Origin of the sequence: Micromonospora sp. NPDC047812, from assembly GCF_040704175.1 — a bacterium.
Taxonomy (GTDB): domain Bacteria; phylum Actinomycetota; class Actinomycetes; order Mycobacteriales; family Micromonosporaceae; genus Micromonospora.
On the sequence record NZ_JBEYRY010000002.1, the window covers coordinates 1003263 to 1022583 of the forward strand.

The following is a 19321-nucleotide window of genomic DNA, read 5'->3' on the forward strand; positions in this document are numbered from 1 at the left end:
ACTATTCACCGAGCGAATAGCGGCCGTCAAGGAGGCCCGCGCGGCGGGATGCCGCGCGGGCCTGCGAGAGGGAGAGGGTTGTGGCGATCAGGCGCCGGCCGACCAGGCGGGGTGCCGCCCGGTCAGGGCGAGGAGACGATCGATCTCCGAGGCGTCCGACGAGGACGTGCCCACCGGCTCCGCGAAGAGACCGCGCTCGCGGGCCATCGGGCCCCGCTGCTCCATGAACGCGTAGACCGGGGGCAGCGCCTCCGGCGCCGGCTGGAACGGCTGACCGGTGGCGATGGCCAGGTCCCACCCGTGCACCGTGAGTTCGAGCAGCGCGATGCTGCCGACCGTCTCCTGCGGCATGCCCATCCCGGGCGAGTCACCCTCCAGGGCGGCCGGATCCGACCATGCCTCGATCAGTTTCGCGATCTCGCCCTCGAAGCGGTCGCGCCAGCCCTCGGTCAGGTGGTCGGGATTCTCCACCCACTCCGGCTGCTGCTTCGCCGCGAGGACCCGGAGGTTGACCACCGCCTGGTAGAAGTGGTTGAGCAGGTCGCGTACCGCGTAGTCGCTACAGGGGGTCGGCAGGTCCAACTGGTCGTCGGAGATTCCCCTGATCACCGCGACGGTACGGGGCGCCGCGGCTGCCAACAGATCGCTAGTCTTTGTGGACATAGGGTCAGCGTATGAGGATCGTCTTGAAGAAATGCGACACCAGCCGCGCCGCGACAGCCGGGGAATTCTGGACCCCCAGCGGCTGCTGCGGCGGGTCCGGCTCCGCCGCTGCCTGCCGGCCGCCGCGCTACTGCCCTATGTGGAGCACTACTGGCTCGTCGACTGGCGGCTGACCGAGCCGTTCGTGCAGCGGGTCGTGCCCCATCCCGCGGTGAACGTGGTCTTCGCCCGTCACGACGACGCCCCCGAGACCGCCGAGATCGCCGGCGTCGGGCTGCGACTGCTCTCGATCACGTTGGCCGGCAGCGGCCAGGTCTGCGGCGTCCAGTTCCGTCCGGGTGGCTTCCGGCCCTACTGGCGGCGGTCGGTCGCAGAGCTGACCGGGCGGCGCCAGCCCCTCACCACCGGCCCCGGCATTACCGACCCGACCGGTGCCGGCGCACCCCCGCGGGCCGCCGTGGGCGGTGCGGTCTGCGAGGGTACGGACGACGAGCGCTGCGCCGCGCTGGACGCCTTCCTGACCGCCTGGGCGCCCGAGCCGGACCCGGTCGCCGACGAGGTCATCGCGCTGGTCGAGAAGATCCGCGCCGACCGGAACATCCTGCGGGTGAGCGACTTCGCCCGGCGACACGACAGCTCCGTCCGCCGGTTGCAGCGGCTCTTCCTGGAGTACGTCGGCGTCGGCCCCAAGTGGGTGATCCGGCGCTACCGGCTCCAGGAGGCGATCGAACAGGCCGCCGGCGGGCCGCAGGACTGGGCGGCGCTCGCCTCCGACCTGGGCTACAGCGACCAGGCCCACCTGGTCCGGGAGTTCACCTCCGTCACCGGCGTCTCCCCGGCCGCGTACGCCCGGTCGCTCGGCTGACCGGCGCATTCGCGCTTCGGGCGCGGCGACGCCGGCGCGCCCCGGGGGCCGCCGGGTCCCGCTGGAACGCCCGACGGTCAGCGGCGGCGGAGGGCCACCACGGCGACGTCGTCGTGGATCTCCGGCGGGGCCAGCTCGACCAGGAGCCGTTCGCAGAACTGGTCCAGGTCGTCCTCGATCCGGCCGGCGGCCACGGCCAGGGCGGCCAGCCCGTCGTCGATCGTGGTGTCCCGCCGCTCGATCAGCCCGTCGGTGTAGAACACCAGCGTCGCCCCGGCCGGCAGCACGAACTCCAGGTCGGGCGGCCGTTGCGCGCGGACCCCGAGCAGCGGGGCCGAGTGCTGCACGAACTCCACCTTGCCGTCCAGGCTGAGCGCCGGCGGCAGGTGACCGGCGCTGGCCAGCCGCACCCGGCCGCTGGGCGGGTGCAGCAGCAGCACGCAGATCGTGGCCAGCTCGTTGGGGAGCAGGGTACGCATGAGCTCGTTGACCCGGTGGAGGATCTCGCCCGGCTGGTGCCCCTCCACCGCGTACGCCCGCACCGCGTGCCGCAGCTCGGCCATCACCGTCGCGGCGTGCAGCGAGTGCCCGGCCACGTCGCCGATCGCCAGCAGCAGGTGCCCGTCGAGCATCACCAGCTCGTAGAAGTCACCCCCCACCTCGGTCTGCGCGCTCGCCGGCTCGTACCGGACGGCCATGTCGAGCCCGTTGACCTGCGGTATCCGGCGGGGCAGCAGGCTGCGCTGGAGGGTGACCGCGATGCGGTGCTCCTCGTCGAAGGAGCGCTGCGCCTCCACGGCCGCCGCCACGGCCTGCGCGAGCTGCCGCAGCACCGGGGTGCGGGCGGTCTGCGTGGCGGTGGGCACCACGACGTAGAGCGGCGCGCGGTCCTCGCGTAGCCGGGCGGCGGCCACCGTGACCGTGTCGTCCGCCGGCCACTCGACCAGGCCCCAGGCGGCCGGCTCGTCCACCCGGACCGTCGTCCCGGTGGGCACCCCGGTGTCGTCGACGATCCACGGGACGATCGTGGGCGTGCCGCCGGGGCCGTCCGCCGTCCCGGCGAGGCAGTCGCCCTCGAACGTCTCGGCGACCACGGCGGCCGGGCTCTTGAAGATCTGCGCGGCGCCGGCCGCCGCCGCCTCCAGCAGCCGCGCGAAGTTCGGGGCGGAGTGCACCGCCACGGTGGTGTCGGCCAGCGCGAGCAGCCGCTCGGCGAGCAGCTCCGCGCGTTGCCGGGCCCGGTAGTAGCGCAGCACCGCGTGGCAGGTGGCGACCAGTTCCTCCGGCTCGATCGGCTCGGCCAGGTACGCGTCCGCGCCCCGGGTCAGCCCCTGCGCCCGGTCCACCACGTCCACCGCGTGCGCGGACACGTGGATCACCGGCATTGCCGGGTGCGCCGCCTTGATCCGCTCGCAGACCTCGAAACCGTTGATGTCGGGCAGCCGCACGTCGAGCACCACGAGGTCGATCGGGTCCACCCCGACCCGCGTCAGCGCCTCGGCGCCGTTCTCGGCCTCCAGCACCGTGAAGCCCGCCCGGGAGAGCCAGCTGACCAGGAGGTAGCGCTTGGTGGGGCTGTCGTCGACCACCAGCACCGTCGCCGGGCCACCCTCCACGTCACGCTCCTCCCACGGGCAGCGTGACCGTGAACGTGCTGCCCCGGCCCGGCTCGCTGGCCACCGTCAGGCTGCCACCGAGCAGGTTCACCAACCGCCGTGCGTACGGCAGGCCGAGGCCCGTGCCGCCGACCCGGGTCGCGCCGGGCACCTGGTAGAACTCCTCGAAGATCCGCTCGTGCAGCTCCGAGGGGATGCCCGCGCCGGTGTCGGAGACGACGAGCGACCAGCGCTCGTCCCGCCGCTCCGCCCGCAGCCGGACCTCCCCGCGCTCGGTGAACTTGAGCCCGTTGTGCAGCAGGTTGCGCAGGACCTGGGCGAGCAGCACCTCGTCCGTACGCAGCGTCGCCGGAACGGGCGGCTCCTCCACCACCAGCTCCACGTCGGGCCGGGTGGCCAGGGCCCGTAGCGTGCCGCGCAACTGGCCGAAGACCGGCCGCAGGTCCACCTCGGCCCAGTCGGGCTCGATCCGGCCCGACTCGGCCTTGGCCAGGTCGAGCAACTCGTTGACGAGCGTGAGGAGGTCACCCGCCGAGGAGCGGATCAGCCCGACCTGGCGGGCCTGCTCGGCGGTGAGCGGGTCGGAGGCGGAGTCGCTGAGCAGCCGGCCCAGGCCCATGATCGCGGTGACCGGTGCCCGCAGCTCGTGGCTGACGTTCGCCAGGAAGCGGCTCTTCGACTCGCTGGCCGCGCGCAGCTGGGCGGACTTCTCGTCCAGCTCGGCGTAGAGGGCCACCACGCCGCGGTTGGTCTCCTCCAGCTCCTCGGTGAGCTGGTTGTAGAGCGCCATCACCCCGCGGTTGGTCTCCTCCAGCTCCTCGTTCAGGACGGCCAGCTCGTCGCGCTGGCTGCGCACCTCGTCGAGGGCGGCGATCAGTTGGGCGTTCTGGGCGGTCAGCTCGTCCAGGGCGCTGCCCGGGGCGTTCCGGTCGAGCTCGGAGCGCAGCTCGGCGAGACGCTCGGGGGTCAGCACCTCTGCGGTGACCGGGACACGTCGGGACATCCTCACGACCGTAACCCCCGCCCTGGTCAGCACGCCCAACTTGTCCACCAACCGCGCCACCGCGCCGGACTGCGGCTCGTACCGCCCGTCGGGCAGCGGGCGCACCGGTACGAGGTCCACCCGCAGGTGGCGCCTGCCGTCGGTGGCGTCGTCGACGAGGGCGAATGCCACCTCCGCCCCGCCGACCGAGTGCAGCAGGTCCCGGGCGACCTCGCTGAGCGCCGTGGCGATGCGTACCTGGTCCTGGTGCTCCAGGCCCACCGCGGCGGCCACCTCACGGCCCCGCTGGCGGACGACGAAGATGTCGTGTTCGACCCGCAGCGCCATCGTCAGCAGCGGCGCCCCGGTGGGTCCGGTCACGACCATGCCCGGACGGCCAGGACGCAGGCGTCGTCGCGACGCGTGCCGGCGTCCCGCAGCACCGTCGCGGCCACCACCAGGGGCGACCGGTCGACGAGACCGGGATAGTCGGCGAACTGCCAGCGGTCGACCACCCCGTCACTGTGCATGACCAGCAGGGCGTCGGCCTCGAAGGGGTAGTCGTACTGCCGGACCGAGGGGCGCTGGTGCCCGGCGATGCCGGGCAGCGAGACCAGGCCCCGCCGCTTGCCGTCGGCGCCGATCACGGCGGCGGAGATGTTGCCCAGCCCCGAGTAGTGCAGCACCCCGGCCGACGGGTCCGGCTCGGCCACGGCCAGCGCCGCGCCCCGGGTGTGCGACATCGAGCGGTGCAGGTGCGCGACGACCGCCGACGGCGCCCCCACCGGCGCCTTGCGGAACGCGTCGAGCGCGGCGTCGGTGGCGGCGGAGGCGAGCGGCCCGTGTCCCAGGCCGTCGCAGACCAGCACCTGGCGCCGGCCCTCGACGATCCGCCACGCGTACCCGTCGCCGCTGACCGACTCCCCGGCCAGCGGCCGGCTGAGCGCGCCGACCCAGGGCCGCTCGTGCCCGCCGTCGGGCTTCGGCCAGACCTGTACGGCGAGGACCGTGCCGCGCTCCGGCCGGGAGTAGCCGTCGAACCAGCTGGCCTGTCGGACGATCGCGCCGAGGCCGATGCCGAGGGTCCCGACGGTGGAGTGCCCGTCCTGGGAGGAGGCGGTGAGGTCGGCCATCCCCGGCCCGGTGTCGAGGGCGACCAGCTCCACGCCGGCCTCCACGCCGCGCCGCACCGGCCGCAGCAGCAGGACACCGTCGTCGGCGTGCTTGACCAGGTTGCTGGTCAGCTCGGCGGCGACGATGGCCAGGTCGGCGGTGCGGGCGGCACCCAGGTCGAGCTGGGCGCCGAGCCGTTCGGCGGCCCGCCGCACCGTGCTGGCGGCGCTGCCGTTCTCGACCCGGTACCAGACTCCGCGGTCGGGGACCGCGTCGTCGTTCATCGGGACCATTTGGTGACCGTGATCCGGGTTCCCTCACCCGGAGCGGTCTGGATGTCGAACTCGTCGACCAGCCGGCGGGCGCCGCTGAGCCCGAGGCCGAGCCCGCCGCCGGTGGTGTAGCCGTCGGTCAGCGCCAGGTCGAGGTCGGCGATGCCCGGGCCGGAGTCGTCGAAGACGATCCGCACGCCCCGTCGCCGGCCGTTGTCCACCGTGGCCACCTCGACCGTGCCGCCGCCGCCGTACACCAGGGTGTTGCGGGCCAGTTCGCTCGCCGCGGTGACGATCTTGGTCTGGTCGACCAGCGAGAGCTTGACCGCCACCGACACCGTACGCACCAACTGCCGGACGCGTACCACGTCCTCGTCGCTGCGGATCGCCTGCGCCTGCGGCTGGCCCAGGTCGACTCCGGCGGTCATGACAACGCCGTCGTCTCGGCGTCCGGTTCGTCGTCGAACGCGAGTTCGTGCTCGTCGGCGTGGGCCGCCGCGATCAGCTCCATGCCCCGCTCGACGTTGAGCGCCGTCCGGATGCCGTTGAGCGACAGGCCCAGCTCGACCAGGGTGATGGCGACGGCGGGACGCATCCCGACCACGACCGTCTCCGCGTCGAGCACCTTGGAGATCGACGCGATGGTCGACAGCATCCGCCCGACGAAGGAGTCGACGATGTCCAGGGCGGTGATGTCGATGATCACGCCGTGGCAGCCGGTGGCGACGATCCGCTCCGCGAGGTCCTCCTGGAGCTGGACGGCCGTCTGGTCGGACATGTCGACCTGGATGGAGACCAGCAGGATGTCGCCGATCTTGAGGATCGGCACCCGTTCCATCAGGCCTCCCGGCGCTGGCGGCGGCCGGTCTCGACCCCACTGAGCCGGAGCACGTGCCGCAGCGCGTCGGCGAGGCTGGCCTTCGTGGCGATGTCGCCGAACTCGATGCCCAGGGCCACGATGGTCTGCGCGATCTGCGGCCGGATGCCGGAGATGATGCAGTCGGCGCCCATCAGCCGGGCGGCCACCACGGTCTTGAGGATGTGCTGGGCGACCTGGGTGTCCACCGCCGGCACGCCGGTGATGTCGATGATCGCGTAGGGCGAGCCGGTGTCGACCAGGGTCTGGAGCAGCCGCTCCATCACCACCTGGGCCCGGGCCGAGTCGAGGGTGCCGACCAGCGGCACGGCGACCACGCCCTCCCAGAGCTTCACCACCGGGGTGGACAGCTCCAGCAGCTGCTCCGCCTGGTCGGCGATGAGGCTCTCGCGGGTGCGTACGAAGCTCTCGAAGGTGAACAGGCCCATCTGGTCGATCAGGCCGGAGAAGGCGACGTAGTCGCGGAGCGTGTCGGCGCCGCCCTCGGCCTCCATCAGCTCCAGCAGCACCTCCTTGAGCGAGAACACGCTGACCGCGGTCTCGGAGGCGGAGAAGCCCTGCCGGGCGCGCCCCCGGGACAGCTCGGAGAGCACGGCGCGCAGCTCGGTGGCCTGCTCGGAGTCGAGGTCGACGGCACCCTGCTCACTGGCAGTGATCATGCTAGAATGCAGCTCCTGCATCTGCCGGCGCAGTTCGCCCTGGCTGAGTCGCCCGCGCAGTGACGCGGCGGCGATCTCCGTCCAGCGCTGTATGATCCGCTCGGCGTGACCGGTCAGCAGACCGGCCAGCCGGCCGCTTTCCTCGGCGCTCAACGCCATGGTGGACCCCCTTCGACCTCGACGGCGGACTCTATCACCGGAGGCCGGAGCGCTACTTGTCGCAGGGCAAACGAATGAGGACGGCCACCGGATACCGCCTCCCGTTCTGCGTACCACCCCGATCGTGGGATACCGTTTCCCCGATAACAGGAGGTCTGGCGAATGTCCTTGACGGTGCACACGGAACAGCGCGGCGACGTGGTCGTCGTATCGGTCGCGGGCGAGCTGGACATGGCGACCGCACCGCAGCTTCAGGACCAGATCACCGACCTGCTCGACAAGGGCCGCAGCCGGCTCGTCTTCGACCTGGCGAACGTCTCGTTCTGCGACTCCACGGGGCTGTCGGTGTTCGTCCGGGCCAAGAACAGCTGCGACGAGGCCGGTGGCGTGGTACGACTGGCCGCCCCGCAGCGCGGCGTGCTCCGCATCCTCGAGGTGAGCGGTCTCGTCGAGGTGCTGCACACCTACCCGACGGTCGACCAGGCCGTGGCCGGCGACCCCACGCCGGCCACCTCCTGACGGCCCCTCCTCACGCCTCGTCCTCGATGTGCCGGGGACGGGCGATCACCATGCCCGCGCCGGTCTGCACGGCGAGTGCCGCCAGCAGGAACCCGATCGGGACGGTCCAGCCGCCGGTCGTCCCGTAGAGGATGCCCACCAGCAGCGGCCCCAGCGCGGCGATGAGGTAGCCGACGCTCTGGCTGAAGGCGGAGAGCGCCACCGTTCCCTCGGTGGTCCGCGCGCGCAGCCCGATGGTGGCCAGGATCATCGGGAAGGCGCTCTGCCCGATGGCGAGCAGCACCACCCAGAGCAGCGCACCGTCGTGCGGCGCGACGGCCATCCCGACGTAGGCGAGGGCCATCGCGGCGGAGAGCGTCAGCACCAGCGGGTGCAGGGTGCGCAGCCGCCCGGCCAGGGTCGGCATCAGCAGGGCGATCGGCACGCCCAGCGCCGTCACCCCGGCGAGCAGCAGGCCGGCGTCCTGCGGCCGGTAGCCGGCGTCGCGGAAGAGCTGGGCCAGCCAGCCCATGATCGCGTAGGCGCCCAGCGACTGCGTCCCGAAGTAGACCGCCATCGCCCAGCCGAGCCGGGTCCGTCCGGGCCGGATGCGGTGGGGGCGGGGCGCCACCGCCGCCGGGGTCGCCGCCCGTCGGGCCGCGCGCGCCCGCAGCGCCAGCGGCACCCACGGGAGTACGGCCACCAGGGCCAGCCCGGCCCACACGGCGAGCCCGGCCCGCCAGGTGCCGAAGAGGTGCGCGACCGGCACCGCCGCCGCGGCGGCCACCGTCGCGCCCACCGTCAACGTCATCGAGTACGCCCCGGTGACCAGCCCGATGCGGTGCGGGAAGTACTGCTTGACCAGCAGCGGGAGCAGGACGTTCGCCACCGCGATCCCGGCCAGCGCGAGGGCGCTGCCGGCGATGAAGACCAGCGCGGAGTCCGTACCGACCCGGACGAGCTGCCCGGCGGCGAGGATCAGCATCGCCACCACCAGCACCCGGGCCGGGGAGTTCTTGCGGACCAGCCGGGGAGTGAGTGACCCGAAGACGGCGAAGGCCACCGCGGGCAGGGTGGTCACGACCCCGGCCAGCGCCCCGGAGAGGGCCAGGCCGCCGCGTACCTCGTCGAGCAGGGCGCCGAGGCTGGTGATCGCGGCCCGCAGGTTGAGCGCCACGAGCAGCATGCCGACGAGCACGAGCAGGCCACCGGCGACCGGACCGGCCGGCGCGGCGGGGGTGGGCGACGACCGGCCCACCGCGTCCGGCGGTGTGCCGGCGTCGGGGCGAGCGGCCGGCAGGGCGGCGGTTGGCGGGGTCATGCGTCCGAACCTACAATCATGGGATGAATTTCGGGCAGGTGTTGTAACCAGTGCCACCGTCGGTTGATTCCGCCGCCGCGCCGCCCCGGGGGCACCGGGTGCGGCAGACCATCGCCCAGCTCAGGGAGCGGATCCTCGGCGGCGAGTGGCCGGTCGGCGGGCGGATCCCCACCGAGCCGCAGCTCGTCGCGGCGCTCGGCGTGGGCCGCAACACGGTCCGCGAGGCGGTGCGGGCGCTGGTGCACGCCGGGGTGCTGGAGTGCCGGCAGGGCTCCGGGACGTACGTGGTGTCGACCGACGAGCTGGCCCCGGTGGTGGCCCGCCGGCTCACCGCCGACCGGATGGCCGAGGTGGTCGAGGTGCGCCGCGCCTTCGAGGTGGAGGCCGCCCGGCTCGCCGCGCTGCGGCGTACGACCGAGGACCTGGCGGCCCTGGACGGCGCGCTCGCCACCCGCGAGGCGGCTTGGCGCGGCGGCCGGGTCGACGAGTTCGTGGAGGCCGACGCGGCGCTGCACACCGCCGTGGTCGCGGCGGCGCACAACGGCATGCTCGCCGAGCTGTACGCCTCGGTCGGCACCGCGCTGCGCAGCACGGTCGCCCAGTCGATGGGCGACGCGCTGGAGCCGGAGCGTTACGTCGACCACTCCCGGCTGGTCGAGGCGATCCGGGCCGGCGACCCGGACCGCGCGGCGATCGAGGCCGGCGCTTTTCTGGAGCCCACGCCCGGGGCATAGGTTGTGCCGGACGGAAGACCGGACACCTCGGGAGTACGGATGCTCAAGGGCTTCAAAGACTTCATCATGCGCGGAAACGTCGTCGACCTGGCGGTCGGTGTCGTCATCGGTGCCGCTTTCACGGGCGTGGTCACCCAGCTCACCAAGTCGTTCCTGGAACCGCTGGTCCGGGTGCTCATCGCGCTGCTCACCGGCAGCAAGAACGGCCTCACCGGGTCCACACCGACGTTCCGCGAGATCCCGTTCGACTGGGTGGCCTTCGTCAACGCGCTGATCACCTTCCTGCTCACCGCGGCGGCGCTCTACTTCCTCGTGGTGTTCCCGATGAACAAGCTGGCCGAGCGGCGCAAGCGCGGCGAGGAGCCGCCGCCGAAGGCGCCGAGCGAGGAGGTCCGGCTGCTCACCGAGATCCGCGACGCCCTGGTCGCCGCCGGCCACACCACCCCCGGACAGCGGCGCGGCGCGCTCGACGAGGTGCTGGGCCGCCGGGAGGAACCGCCCACTCCGCGCTGAACCCGGCGCACGCACATCGGCCCCTGCGGGAATCCCGCAGGGGCCGCACATTTTCGTACGCATGTTCGATAGAGTCCCCGCCATGGAGCAGCGAAAGCACTGGTGGAACGGGAAATGGGGCCGGCTGGCCCGGCGCGACGTCTTCCTCCGGGTGGACGCCGACCGGTGGCACGTCGAGCAGCGCGCCGGCGGCTCCGAGGGCGTCTCCCGGTTCTACGAGTACGACACCGCCGAGGACGCCGAGGAGACGGTCCGGGCGCTGCTCCAGGGCACCGACACGTGGCGCGAACTCTCCCCCCGCCCCCCATCTGCCTGGTCGAGGGAGGTGTGAGGGCCCCGTCGAGATCTTGGACAGTTGGCGTTCGGGCCGAGCGGCAACTGTCCAAGATCTCGACGATGGTTTAGCCGGAGCGGGGGCCGGGAACCGCGCCAGGATGGAGCAGCAGGGCACCGAGCGACAGGCGACAGTTTCCCGGATCACCACGGGCATGCGGGTGGTCGACGTCGACGGCACCGAGGTCGGCACCGTCGACCTGGTCCAGCGGGGCGACCCGAACGCGGTGACCGTGCAGGCGCCGACCGCCGACCCGGGCAGCAGCCTGGACGAGCTGATCGAGTCGACGGCCGTCGAGGAGCCGGACGTACCGGCCGACCTGGCGGCCCGGCTGCTGCACAGCGGCTACCTGAAGGTCTCCACCGACCTGGTCCGCACCGGCGCGGTCTACGTGCTCGCCGAGCAGATCGCCGCCGTCACCGACGACCAGGTACGCCTCGACGTCCCGGCCCGCGACCTGCCGCCCGAGGAGTAGGCGGGGCCCCGCCGCCACTCGGCGCCGAGGCGACCGCGACGGAAGCCGGCCCGGACGAGGCCGGTCCGCCCGAAGCCGGCCCCGCCACGCCCTGTCCGGCCGCACCCGATCCGGGCGACGCCGGCCCCGGCGACGCGGTCGCGGGTGCGGGCGGCGGCTCCGGCGCGGCCGGTCCGCCGGAGCGGTGGCGGAAGAGCAGGAGCATCACCCCGCCCGCGACCAGCCCCCAGAACGCGCCGCCCACGCCCAGCAGGGTCACCCCGGAGGCGGTGACCACGAAGGTGACCACCGCGGCCTCCCGGGCCGCCGGCACCGCCAGCGCCGAGGTGAGCGCGGTGGCCAGCGCGCCGAGCAGCGCCAGCCCGGCGACCGCCTCGATCAGCACCGGCGGGGCGAGCGCGACCAGCGCGGTGGCCGCCCCGGCGCCGAGCCCCAGCAGGGCCAGCCCGATCCCGGCGGTGACCGAGGCGATCCAGCGACGGTCCGGGTCCGGGTGGGCGTCCGGGCCGGCGGCCAGCGCGGCGGTGATCGCGGCGAGGTTGACCGCGTGCCCGCCGGCGGGCGCGGCGACCACGGTGGTCAGGCCCGTGGCGCGCAGCGCGGCGCCGAAGGGCGGCCGGTAACCGTAGCCGACCAGCACCGCCATCCCCGGTACGTTCTGCGCGGCCATGGTGACCAGGAAGAGCGGCAACGCCAGGCCGACCATAGCGGAGAGGCTCCAGGCCGGCGCGGTCAGCTCGACAGCGGGCAGCAGCCGCGCGCCGCCGAGCCCGGAGACCGGCGTGGTCAGCGCGATCGCCGCCACCGCGACGACCAGCGCGCCCGGCACCGCCCACCGGCGGGCGAACCGGTGCAGCAGCAGCCAGGCCAGCACCACGGGGACGGCCAGCCGGGGCACCTCGACGAGCGCGCGGACGGGGGCGGTGCAGAGCGGCAGCAGGACGCCCGCGAGCATCGCGCCCGCGACCGGCCGGGGGATCGCCGCGACGGCCCGCCCGAGCGCGGGGAACAGCCCGGCGGCCACGATCAGCGCACCCGAGACGAGGAACGCCCCGACGGCGACGGGCCAACCGCCGGGCGCCGCACCGGTGGCGACCAGCAGCGCCGCGCCCGGGGTGGACCAGGCGACGCTCATCGGGATCCGGTGCCGCAGGCCCAGCCATACGGCGGAGATCCCGGAGGCCACGCACACCGCCAGCAGCCCGGAGGCGGCCTGCGCGTCCGAGGCGCCGACGGCCCGCAGGCCGGCCAGCACCACCGTGAACGAACTGGCGAAGCCGACCAGCGCGGTCACCACGCCCGCCAGCACCGGTTGCGACAGTCCCGCCATCCCACCCTCCCCCGACCGTTCCGTTTACGGAACAGGAACCTGTAGCACCATAGCGGGGTGCCGCAGACGTCACCAGTCCACCGTTCGGCCCCCGATCCGGGCGCCGGGGCCGTCGGTCGCCGGATACGCGCCCTGCGCGAGGAGCGGGGGATGTCGCTGTCCACCCTCGCCCGGCTCGCCGGGGTGGGAAAGGCGACCCTCTCCGGCCTGGAGAACGGCACCCGCAACCCGACCCTGGAGACGCTCTACGCGATCACCGCGCAGCTCGGCGTACCGCTGACGGCCGTGCTCTCCGGCCCGGCCGCCGGGCCGACCGTCCGCGGCGCCGCGGTCAGCGCCATCCTGCTGGAGGTCTTCGAGGACAGCGACGCCACCTACGAGCTGTACCGGATGCTGGTCGCGCCCGGTCCGGAGCAGCTCTCCCCCGCGCACCAGCGGGGGGTCACCGAGCACGTCACCGTCTTCTCGGGCGTGCTGCGCGCCGGCCCGGTCGACGCGCCGCTGACCGCCGCCGCCGGCGGGCACCTGCGCTGGACGTCGGACGTGCCGCACGTGTACGCCGCCGTCGGCGACGAGGAGGTCTCCGCCAGCCTCCTGCTCCGCTACCCCCGCCGCTGAGCACCCGCCGGCGACGCAAGGCGCCGGTCAGGCGTCGGCTCAGCCGTCCACCGGCGTCGGCACCGGCAGCCGCCGCTGCACCGCCCAGATCGCCGCCTCGGTACGCGACGCCGAACCGGTCTTGCGCAGCAGGTTGGACACGTGCACGGTGACCGTCCGCACCGAGATGCCGAGGGCCCGCGCCGCCTGCTTGTTGGACATCCCGGCGACCAGGCAGCCCAGCACCTCGATCTCCCGCCCGGTCAGCTCGGCGTCCACCGGATCCGCCGGCCGCCGCGGCGTCACCCTCGGCGGGCGCGGGGCGGGCGGCGGCCGGAGCAGCGCCTCGGGCCCCCGGCCGGCGTGGGCGGCGAGCAGCTCGGTGAGCGCGTACGGGTTGCCGCCGGTGCGCTGCCAGACGGCGCGCACCAGCCGACCGGACGGGCGCGGGTCCGCGTACACCTGGGTCAGCACCTCGGCGACCTCGGCCGGGAGCAACGGTCCGAGGTGTTGGCGGACGGCGCCCCGGACGCCGCAGAGCCGGGCCAGCGCGCGGACCGCGAGGTCCGGCGCGACGGCGTCCTCGGCGGGCCGGCTCGCCACCACCAGCAGCGCCGGCAGGTCGGCGGCGGTCGCCAGCTCGCCGACCAGGTTCAGGCTGGCCGGGTCGAGGGCGTGCAGGTCCTCCACCACCAGTACGGCCGGGCCGGCGCCGACCAGCAGCCGGACGACCCGCACCGCGAGCCGGAGCAGGGTGCCCGGCGCGTAGCGCTCGCGCGGCGCGGTCGGCTGCTGGGCGAGCCAGGCCAGCGCGTCCGGCGGCAGGTCGAGCCGGCTCGTGTCCCGGCCCGTGAGAACGGCGGCCAGCCAGTCGTACGGGGCGGGGCTGTGCACCCGGGCGGCGCCGGAGAGCACCACCGCCGGCCGGGGCGCGAACGCGTCCAGGGCGGCCGCGACCAGCAGGGACTTGCCCACCCCGGCGGCACCGGTGAGCACCGCGACGGCCGGCGCGGACCGCCGGGAGGTGACCACGGTGGACCACGCGCGGTCGAGCTCGGCCAGCTCACCGGCGCGCCCGACCATGGACACCGGCATCATTCCCCAACCCTACGCAGTAGTGCGTAGAGACGGCGGCAGGGTGTTCTTGGCAAGCTTGACCCCATGACGCTGATCCTCCGCTCGGCCATCCTCAACGACATCGGCCTGGTCCGCACCAACAACGAGGACTCCGCCCTCGCCGGTGACCGCCTCGTCGCGGTCGCGGACGGCATGGGCGGCCTGCCCGCGGGCGAGGTGGCGAGCGAGATCGTCATCCGCATCCTGGACGAGCTGACCCCGCCGACCACCCCCGACGAGGCGGCCGGGGCGCTGCGCGCCGTGGTGAGCACCGCGAACCGCCGCATCCACGCCGCCATCACCGTCGACCCGGCGCGCGACGGCATGGGTACGACGCTGACCGCCGCCCTGCTCGCCGGGGACGCGCTGGTGCTGGCCCAGGTGGGCGACTCCCGCTGCTACCTGCTGCGCGACGGGGAGCTGACCCAGCTCACCCGCGACGACACCTTCGTCCAGGCGCTGGTGGACCAGGGGGCGCTCTCGCCCGAGCAGGCGCGGCACCACCCGCAGCGGTCCCTGGTGACCCGGGCGGTGCAGGGCTCGGACACCCCCCCGGCGATCGGGGTGCTCACGGTGGTGGCCGGCGACCGGCTGCTGCTGTGCAGCGACGGGCTCTCCGACTACGTCGAGGACGGCACGATCGCCGCCGCGCTGCACACGTACGGCGACCGCCACCAGTGCGGCGAGCAGCTCGTCAAGCTCGCCCACCAGGCCGGCGCGCCGGACAACGTGACCGTCGTGGTCTCGGACGTCGTCGCCGTCTGAGCTGGTCCCGGCTCCTGCGGCGGGCAGCCGCCGTGATCTAGGTAGTTGTGCCACCTAGGTAGTGCCGCTATGTTCGTCGGGTGGATTCCGACCGACGCGGTCAGTGGCTGCGCGGGGTGCTCGACCTCTGCGTCCTGGCCCTGCTGCGCGAGGGCGAGTCCTACGGCTACCAGCTCGCCCAGGCGCTGGAGGCCGCCGGCATCGGGCCGATCCAGGGCGGCACGCTCTACCCGGTGCTGCTGCGCCTGCAACGCACCGGTCTGGTCACCGCCGAGTGGCGGGAGGGCGCGTCCGGGCCCGCCCGCAAGTACTACCGGCTCACCGACAGCGGACGGGCGACCCTGCACGAGGGCGGCAGCGCCTGGCTCGCGTTCGTCGCCCCGGTGACCGGCCTCGTCACGAAGGAGGTCGACGGATGAACGCCGACGAGTGGCTGCGGGCGTTCGCGGCCGAGTTGGACCGGCGCCGGGTCCGGGCGGACGCCGCCCGGCACGTGGTCGCCGAGGCCGCCACGCACCTGCGTGACAGCGGGGGCGACCCGTGGGTCGTCTTCGGCCGGCCGCACGACTACGCCGCCGCGATCGTCGAGACCATCGGCACCTCGCCCGGTCCGCGTCCCGGACCGGTCCGGTTGCACGCCAGGGGCATCACCAAGCGGTACGGGCGACGCACCGTCCTGCGCGACGCGTCGCTGACCGTCCGGGCCGGACAGATCGCCGCCGTGATCGGGGCGAACGGCTGCGGCAAGAGCACCTTCCTGCGCGTCTGCGCCGGGCTGGTCTCCCCCGACGCCGGGGAGGTGACCGTCTCCGGCCGGGTCGGCTACTGCCCCCAGCAGGGCGGCACCGCCGACTTCCTGCTGCCCGACGAGCACTTCGTGCTGATCGGCGCCGGTCGGGGCGTGGCCCGGGGGCCGGCCCGCCGCGCCGGCCGGGCGGCGGCCCGCCAACTCGGCTGGGAGACCGAGGGCGACGTCCTCGCCCGCGACCTCTCCGGCGGCACCCGGCAGAAGCTGAACCTGACGATGTCCACCCTCAGCGAGCCGGACGTGCTGCTGCTCGACGAGCCCTACCAGGGCTTCGACCGGGGCACGTACGTCAACTTCTGGGACCAGCTCGCCCGGCTGCGCGACGAGGGACGGGCGATCGTCGTGGTGACCCACCTGCTCAACCAGCTCGACCGGGTCGACCTGGTGCTCGACCTGACCCCGGCCACCCAGGGAGGGCGTGCGTGAACCGCCTCGTCACCGTCGCCGAGATGACTTTGCGGGAGTTGCTGCGCCGTCGGGGCGTGCTCCTGCTGCTGCTGTTGATGCCGCTGGCGTTCTGGCTGATCCGGCGGGACTCCCACGTCGGGCAGTCGGTGCGTTCGCTGCTGCTCGGCATCAGCTGGGCCGTCAGCACCGCCGCCCTCTTCGCCACCGGCGCGGCCCGCGAGCTGGAGCCCCGGCTGCGGCTGGCCGGCTACCGCCCGCACGATCTCTACCTCGGCCGGATGCTCGGCCTGTGGGCGGCCGGGCTCATCCTGTCCGTGCCGTTCTTCGTGCTCACCGTCGTCGACGCGCCCGAGCTGCGGCACGGCGGAGTGGCGGTGGCGATGCTCTGCTGCGTGGGGGTGGCCGCGCCGTTCGGGATGCTGATCGGCGCGCTGCTCCCCCGCGAACTGGAGGGGACGCTGCTGCTGCTCACCGTGGTGGCGGTGCAGATGCTGATCGACCCGGCCGGCACCGGCGCCAGACTGACCCCGTTCTGGTCCAGCCGGGAGATCGCCACCTGGGCGGTGGACCACACCGACTCCGGCTACCTGACGCGGGGGTCGCTGCACGGGCTGGTCGTCACCGCGCTGCTGATCGCCACCGTGGCGGCCGTGTTCAGCGTCCGGCTGCGCCGCCGCCGGCACCTGCGGCACCTGCCGATCGGCTGACCGCCCGCCGGTCGCTCACCGGCGATTGCGGTTGCGGCGACCGCCGGGCCGGGATGGGATGGGCGAATGACCGTCCGCCGGGTGAACGCCGAAGAAAGACTGTCCACCAGCTTCGCGCTCGGCGCGTACGCCTTCGAGGCGTCGCCGCGCAGCGCGGCGCGTGCGGAGGAGTTCCGCGGCTACCTGCCCTACAACGAGGGCAACCGGACGCTGGTCGTCGAGGAGGGGCGCACCACGCTGGCCGCCGCCTCGGCGATCCCGATGCGGCAGAACCTGCGCGGCGAGGTGCTGCCGATGGCCGGCGTCGCCGGGGTCGCCACCCACCCGCTGGCCCGCCGGCGCGGGCACGTGCGCACCCTGCTGCACCGGCTCCTCGACGAGATGCGCGACGAGGGGCACCAGCTCAGCGCGCTCTACCCGTTCCGGCCGTCGTTCTACGCCCGGTTCGGCTACGTGGGGCTGCCGAAGCCGCGTACGGTCACGTTCTCGCCGGCCGACCTGGGCGAGCTGCTCAACGCCGACCTTCCCGGCGAGGTGGGCTGGGAGCGGATCGGCGAGGGCTACCGGGACTGGCGCGCGTTCACCGAGCGGTGCCTGAACGAGCGGCACGGCTTCGCGATCTTCCCCGGCTACCGGGACGTGGGGTTGCGCGACCGCGACGAGCACTGGCTGCTGACGGCCCGCACGGGCGGCACGGTCACCGGCGCGGTGCTCTACCGCATCGACGACCACGGCGGCACGCTCGCCGCCGGCGACCTGCTCGTCGCCGACCCGCTCGCCCGGGCGCTCATGTTGCAGTTCTTCGGCCGGCACGTCGACCAGGTGGAGCGGGTGACCGTCCAGGTGCCCGTCGACGAGGTGCCGGAGCTGTGGCTGACCGACCTGGCCGTGCACGTCGAGGCGCGGGTGGCCCGACCGAGCTACTCCGCGCCGATGGCCCGGCTGCTGTCGATCGACGCGCTGGCCGGGCTGCCCGTCGGGGCGGGGCGGGTGCGGGTGGAGCTGACCGGCGACCGGTGGCTGGCCGGGTCGTACCTGCTGGACGGCACGACGGGCGTGCTGGAGCTGGTCACCGGGGCCGCCGCCACCGTCGGCTCGCCGCCGACCGCCACGCTGACCGCCGCCGGCCTCTCCGCCCTGGCGTACGGGGTCCTGGACCCGGTCGAGGTGGGCCTGCGGGGGCTGGGCGACGTGTCGACGGACGCGGCGGCGGAACTGCGCCGCCTCTTCCCCCGCCAGCACCCGTACGTCTTCGCCGACTTCTGACCCCCCACCCCGCCCCACCCCGCCCCGCCCCGCCTCGTCGATCAAGAGGTTTGCGTCCTCCGGGGCGCCGATCCAGGGCGCGAACTTCTTGATCGCCGCGACCATCGACGCGAGCGTCGCCGGGAGGCGGTGGGCGGCGCGGGTCAGTAGGGGTTGCCGTGGCCGGCGGGGCGACCGCGTAGCAGGGCGACGGGGCGGCCCGGCAGGTGGCGGGCCGCCGACATCGGCGGGCTGGCGGTGTGCGCGCCGTCGGCCATGCCGGCGAAGAGTTCCTTCAGCGCGCTGAGCGCGTCGTGGCGCGGGTGCCAGCCCAGCTCCGTCTCGGCGCGCTCGCTCGACATCAGCGGCGCGTGCAGCGCCAGCTCCACCCAGCCGGCGTCGATCGGTTGCAGCCGCGCCCGCCAGGTCAGGGCGGCGGCGACGCGCAGCACCGGGGCGGCCACGGGCACCGTCCAGCCGTGGAAGTGCCGGGCCACCAGCTCCGGGGTCAGCACCGGGTCCGCGGCGACGTTGAACGCGCCGCGCGCATCGCCCAGGACCGCCCGGGCGTACGCGTCGGCGACGTCGTCGGTGTGCACCGCCTGCATCCGCAGCCGCCGGTTCGTCGGCACCAGCGGGATCCGGCCGAAGCGCAGCAGCCGGACGGGCGCGAACGGGCCGAGGAAGTAGCGGGTGATCTCGGTGGCCGCCGCCCGCTGGAAGTTCAGGCCGGGTCGCAGCCGCACCACCCGCAGCCCCGGGTGCTCCCGCTCGGCGCGGTCGAGCAGCGCCTCCACCTCGGCCTTGTCCCGGCTGTACGACGAGCCCGGCACCCCGGTCGCCGGCCAGCGCTCGGAGACCGGGTGGTCCTTCGGGCCGGACGCGTAGACGCCGACCGACGACGCGTACACCAGGGCCGGCACGCCAGCGCGGACCACGGCGTCGATCACGGCCGCGCTGCCGCCGACGTTGGTGCGGTGCAGCACCCGCTGGTCGTGGCTGGGCTGGATCTGCCAGGCCAGGTGCACCACCGCGTCGGCCCCGGCGAAGACCTCGGCGAGCTGGTCGGCCGCGCCGGGCAGGCCGACGTCGCAGGAGTGCCACTCCACCTGGTCGTACGGCTCGCCGCAGTCCGGCCCGGGCAGCCGGCGGGCCACCCCGGCGAGATCCACTCCGCGTTCCCGCCGCAGCCGGCGCAACAGGGCGGTGCCCGCGTTGCCGGTCGCCCCCACCACCACGATCCGCATGCCCGTCCGTACCCGGT

The 19321-nt window shown here is 74.2% G+C and carries 23 protein-coding genes; 12 read left to right on the plus strand and 11 right to left on the minus strand.

All coding sequences use genetic code 11. The annotated features are described in order from the left end of the window. Positions 1-87: 87 nt before the first annotated feature. Positions 88-663, minus strand: a complete 576-nt coding sequence (locus AB0883_RS12405; RefSeq protein ID WP_366641262.1) for a TIGR03086 family metal-binding protein — start codon at positions 661-663, stop codon at positions 88-90. Positions 664-694: 31 nt separating this feature from the next. Here AB0883_RS12405 and AB0883_RS12410 point away from each other — a divergent pair, with 31 nt between their 5' ends. Further along, a complete protein-coding gene (locus AB0883_RS12410) occupies positions 695-1528 on the plus strand; it encodes an AraC family transcriptional regulator (RefSeq protein ID WP_366641263.1) in 834 nt (277 codons plus the stop codon). A gap of 77 nt (positions 1529-1605) precedes the next feature. On the opposite strand, the gene AB0883_RS12415 is transcribed toward AB0883_RS12410, so the two are convergent. From AB0883_RS12415 to AB0883_RS12440, 6 genes are read right to left on the minus strand one after another with little or no spacing between them, the layout of a single operon-like run. Continuing rightward, entirely contained in the window at positions 1606-3144 is a 1539-nt protein-coding gene (locus AB0883_RS12415) for a SpoIIE family protein phosphatase (RefSeq protein WP_366641264.1), read from the minus strand. 1 nt (position 3145) lies between these two features. Further along, entirely contained in the window at positions 3146-4474 is a 1329-nt protein-coding gene (locus AB0883_RS12420; RefSeq protein WP_366641719.1) for a sensor histidine kinase, read from the minus strand. Positions 4475-4503: 29 nt separating this feature from the next. Continuing rightward, on the minus strand, positions 4504-5532 hold the full coding sequence (locus tag AB0883_RS12425) for a SpoIIE family protein phosphatase (RefSeq protein ID WP_366641265.1): 1029 nt from the start codon (positions 5530-5532) through the stop codon (positions 4504-4506). Continuing rightward, on the minus strand, positions 5520-5939 hold the full coding sequence (locus tag AB0883_RS12430; RefSeq protein WP_366641266.1) for an ATP-binding protein: 420 nt from the start codon (positions 5937-5939) through the stop codon (positions 5520-5522). The genes AB0883_RS12425 and AB0883_RS12430 overlap by 13 nt, the downstream gene beginning before the upstream one ends. After that, positions 5936-6349, minus strand: a complete 414-nt coding sequence (locus AB0883_RS12435; RefSeq protein WP_101413704.1) for an STAS domain-containing protein — start codon at positions 6347-6349, stop codon at positions 5936-5938. Before AB0883_RS12435 ends, AB0883_RS12430 begins: the two co-directional genes overlap by 4 nt. Beyond that, positions 6349-7206 carry an STAS domain-containing protein gene (locus AB0883_RS12440; RefSeq protein WP_366641267.1) on the minus strand — a complete coding sequence of 286 codons (858 nt, stop codon included), beginning with the start codon at positions 7204-7206 and terminating at the stop codon, positions 6349-6351. The genes AB0883_RS12435 and AB0883_RS12440 overlap by 1 nt, the downstream gene beginning before the upstream one ends. A 162-nt stretch (positions 7207-7368) precedes the next feature. Here AB0883_RS12440 and AB0883_RS12445 point away from each other — a divergent pair, with 162 nt between their 5' ends. After that, positions 7369-7725 carry an STAS domain-containing protein gene (locus AB0883_RS12445; RefSeq protein ID WP_091624489.1) on the plus strand — a complete coding sequence of 119 codons (357 nt, stop codon included), beginning with the start codon at positions 7369-7371 and terminating at the stop codon, positions 7723-7725. A 10-nt stretch (positions 7726-7735) separates the two neighbouring features. Here the strand turns inward: AB0883_RS12445 and AB0883_RS12450 are convergent, their stop codons facing one another. Further along, on the minus strand, positions 7736-8890 hold the full coding sequence (locus AB0883_RS12450; protein WP_366641720.1) for an MFS transporter: 1155 nt from the start codon (positions 8888-8890) through the stop codon (positions 7736-7738). Positions 8891-9075: 185 nt separating this feature from the next. On the opposite strand from AB0883_RS12450, the gene AB0883_RS12455 reads away from it, so the two are divergent. From AB0883_RS12455 to AB0883_RS12470, 4 genes are all read left to right on the plus strand, one after another. Next, positions 9076-9759, plus strand: coding sequence for a FadR/GntR family transcriptional regulator (locus AB0883_RS12455; RefSeq protein WP_366641268.1), 684 nt, complete (start codon positions 9076-9078; stop codon positions 9757-9759). Between the two features lie 39 nt (positions 9760-9798). Continuing rightward, the gene (mscL, locus tag AB0883_RS12460) at positions 9799-10272 is read left to right on the plus strand and encodes a large conductance mechanosensitive channel protein MscL (protein ID WP_121397153.1); all 474 of its coding nucleotides are present in this window, start codon (positions 9799-9801) and stop codon (positions 10270-10272) included. Positions 10273-10354: 82 nt separating this feature from the next. After that, positions 10355-10603: a hypothetical protein gene (locus tag AB0883_RS12465; RefSeq protein WP_366641269.1), complete on the plus strand. Its 249-nt coding sequence runs from the start codon at positions 10355-10357 to the stop codon at positions 10601-10603. A gap of 103 nt (positions 10604-10706) precedes the next feature. Next, positions 10707-11081 carry a hypothetical protein gene (locus tag AB0883_RS12470; protein WP_366641270.1) on the plus strand — a complete coding sequence of 125 codons (375 nt, stop codon included), beginning with the start codon at positions 10707-10709 and terminating at the stop codon, positions 11079-11081. Here AB0883_RS12470 and AB0883_RS12475 read toward each other — a convergent pair. Next, positions 11023-12411, minus strand: coding sequence for a benzoate/H(+) symporter BenE family transporter (locus AB0883_RS12475; RefSeq protein WP_366641271.1), 1389 nt, complete (start codon positions 12409-12411; stop codon positions 11023-11025). The genes AB0883_RS12470 and AB0883_RS12475 overlap by 59 nt on opposite strands. Before the next feature lie 150 nt (positions 12412-12561). Here AB0883_RS12475 and AB0883_RS12480 point away from each other — a divergent pair, with 150 nt between their 5' ends. Then, entirely contained in the window at positions 12562-13029 is a 468-nt protein-coding gene (locus AB0883_RS12480) for a helix-turn-helix domain-containing protein (RefSeq protein WP_366641272.1), read from the plus strand. A 39-nt stretch (positions 13030-13068) separates the two neighbouring features. On the opposite strand, the gene AB0883_RS12485 is transcribed toward AB0883_RS12480, so the two are convergent. After that, positions 13069-14106: an AAA family ATPase gene (locus AB0883_RS12485; protein WP_366641273.1), complete on the minus strand. Its 1038-nt coding sequence runs from the start codon at positions 14104-14106 to the stop codon at positions 13069-13071. Positions 14107-14169: 63 nt separating this feature from the next. Between AB0883_RS12485 and AB0883_RS12490 the strand changes: the two genes are divergently transcribed. The 5 genes from AB0883_RS12490 (at position 14170) to AB0883_RS12510 (ending at position 18078) form a co-directional block, all read left to right on the plus strand. Next, positions 14170-14889, plus strand: a complete 720-nt coding sequence (locus AB0883_RS12490) for a protein phosphatase 2C domain-containing protein (protein ID WP_366641274.1) — start codon at positions 14170-14172, stop codon at positions 14887-14889. 80 nt (positions 14890-14969) lie between these two features. Beyond that, positions 14970-15308: a PadR family transcriptional regulator gene (locus tag AB0883_RS12495; RefSeq protein WP_366641275.1), complete on the plus strand. Its 339-nt coding sequence runs from the start codon at positions 14970-14972 to the stop codon at positions 15306-15308. Beyond that, positions 15305-16123 (plus strand): ATP-binding cassette domain-containing protein, encoded by an 819-nt coding sequence (locus tag AB0883_RS12500; RefSeq protein ID WP_366641276.1) that lies wholly within the window; start codon positions 15305-15307, stop codon positions 16121-16123. Before AB0883_RS12495 ends, AB0883_RS12500 begins: the two co-directional genes overlap by 4 nt. Continuing rightward, positions 16120-16812 (plus strand): hypothetical protein, encoded by a 693-nt coding sequence (locus AB0883_RS12505; protein WP_366641277.1) that lies wholly within the window; start codon positions 16120-16122, stop codon positions 16810-16812. Before AB0883_RS12500 ends, AB0883_RS12505 begins: the two co-directional genes overlap by 4 nt. 81 nt (positions 16813-16893) lie before the next feature. Beyond that, positions 16894-18078, plus strand: a complete 1185-nt coding sequence (locus tag AB0883_RS12510) for a GNAT family N-acetyltransferase (RefSeq protein WP_366641278.1) — start codon at positions 16894-16896, stop codon at positions 18076-18078. Positions 18079-18221: 143 nt separating this feature from the next. On the opposite strand, the gene AB0883_RS12515 is transcribed toward AB0883_RS12510, so the two are convergent. Further along, a complete protein-coding gene (locus tag AB0883_RS12515) occupies positions 18222-19304 on the minus strand; it encodes an NAD-dependent epimerase/dehydratase family protein (RefSeq protein ID WP_366641279.1) in 1083 nt (360 codons plus the stop codon). Positions 19305-19321: the final 17 nt, after the last annotated feature.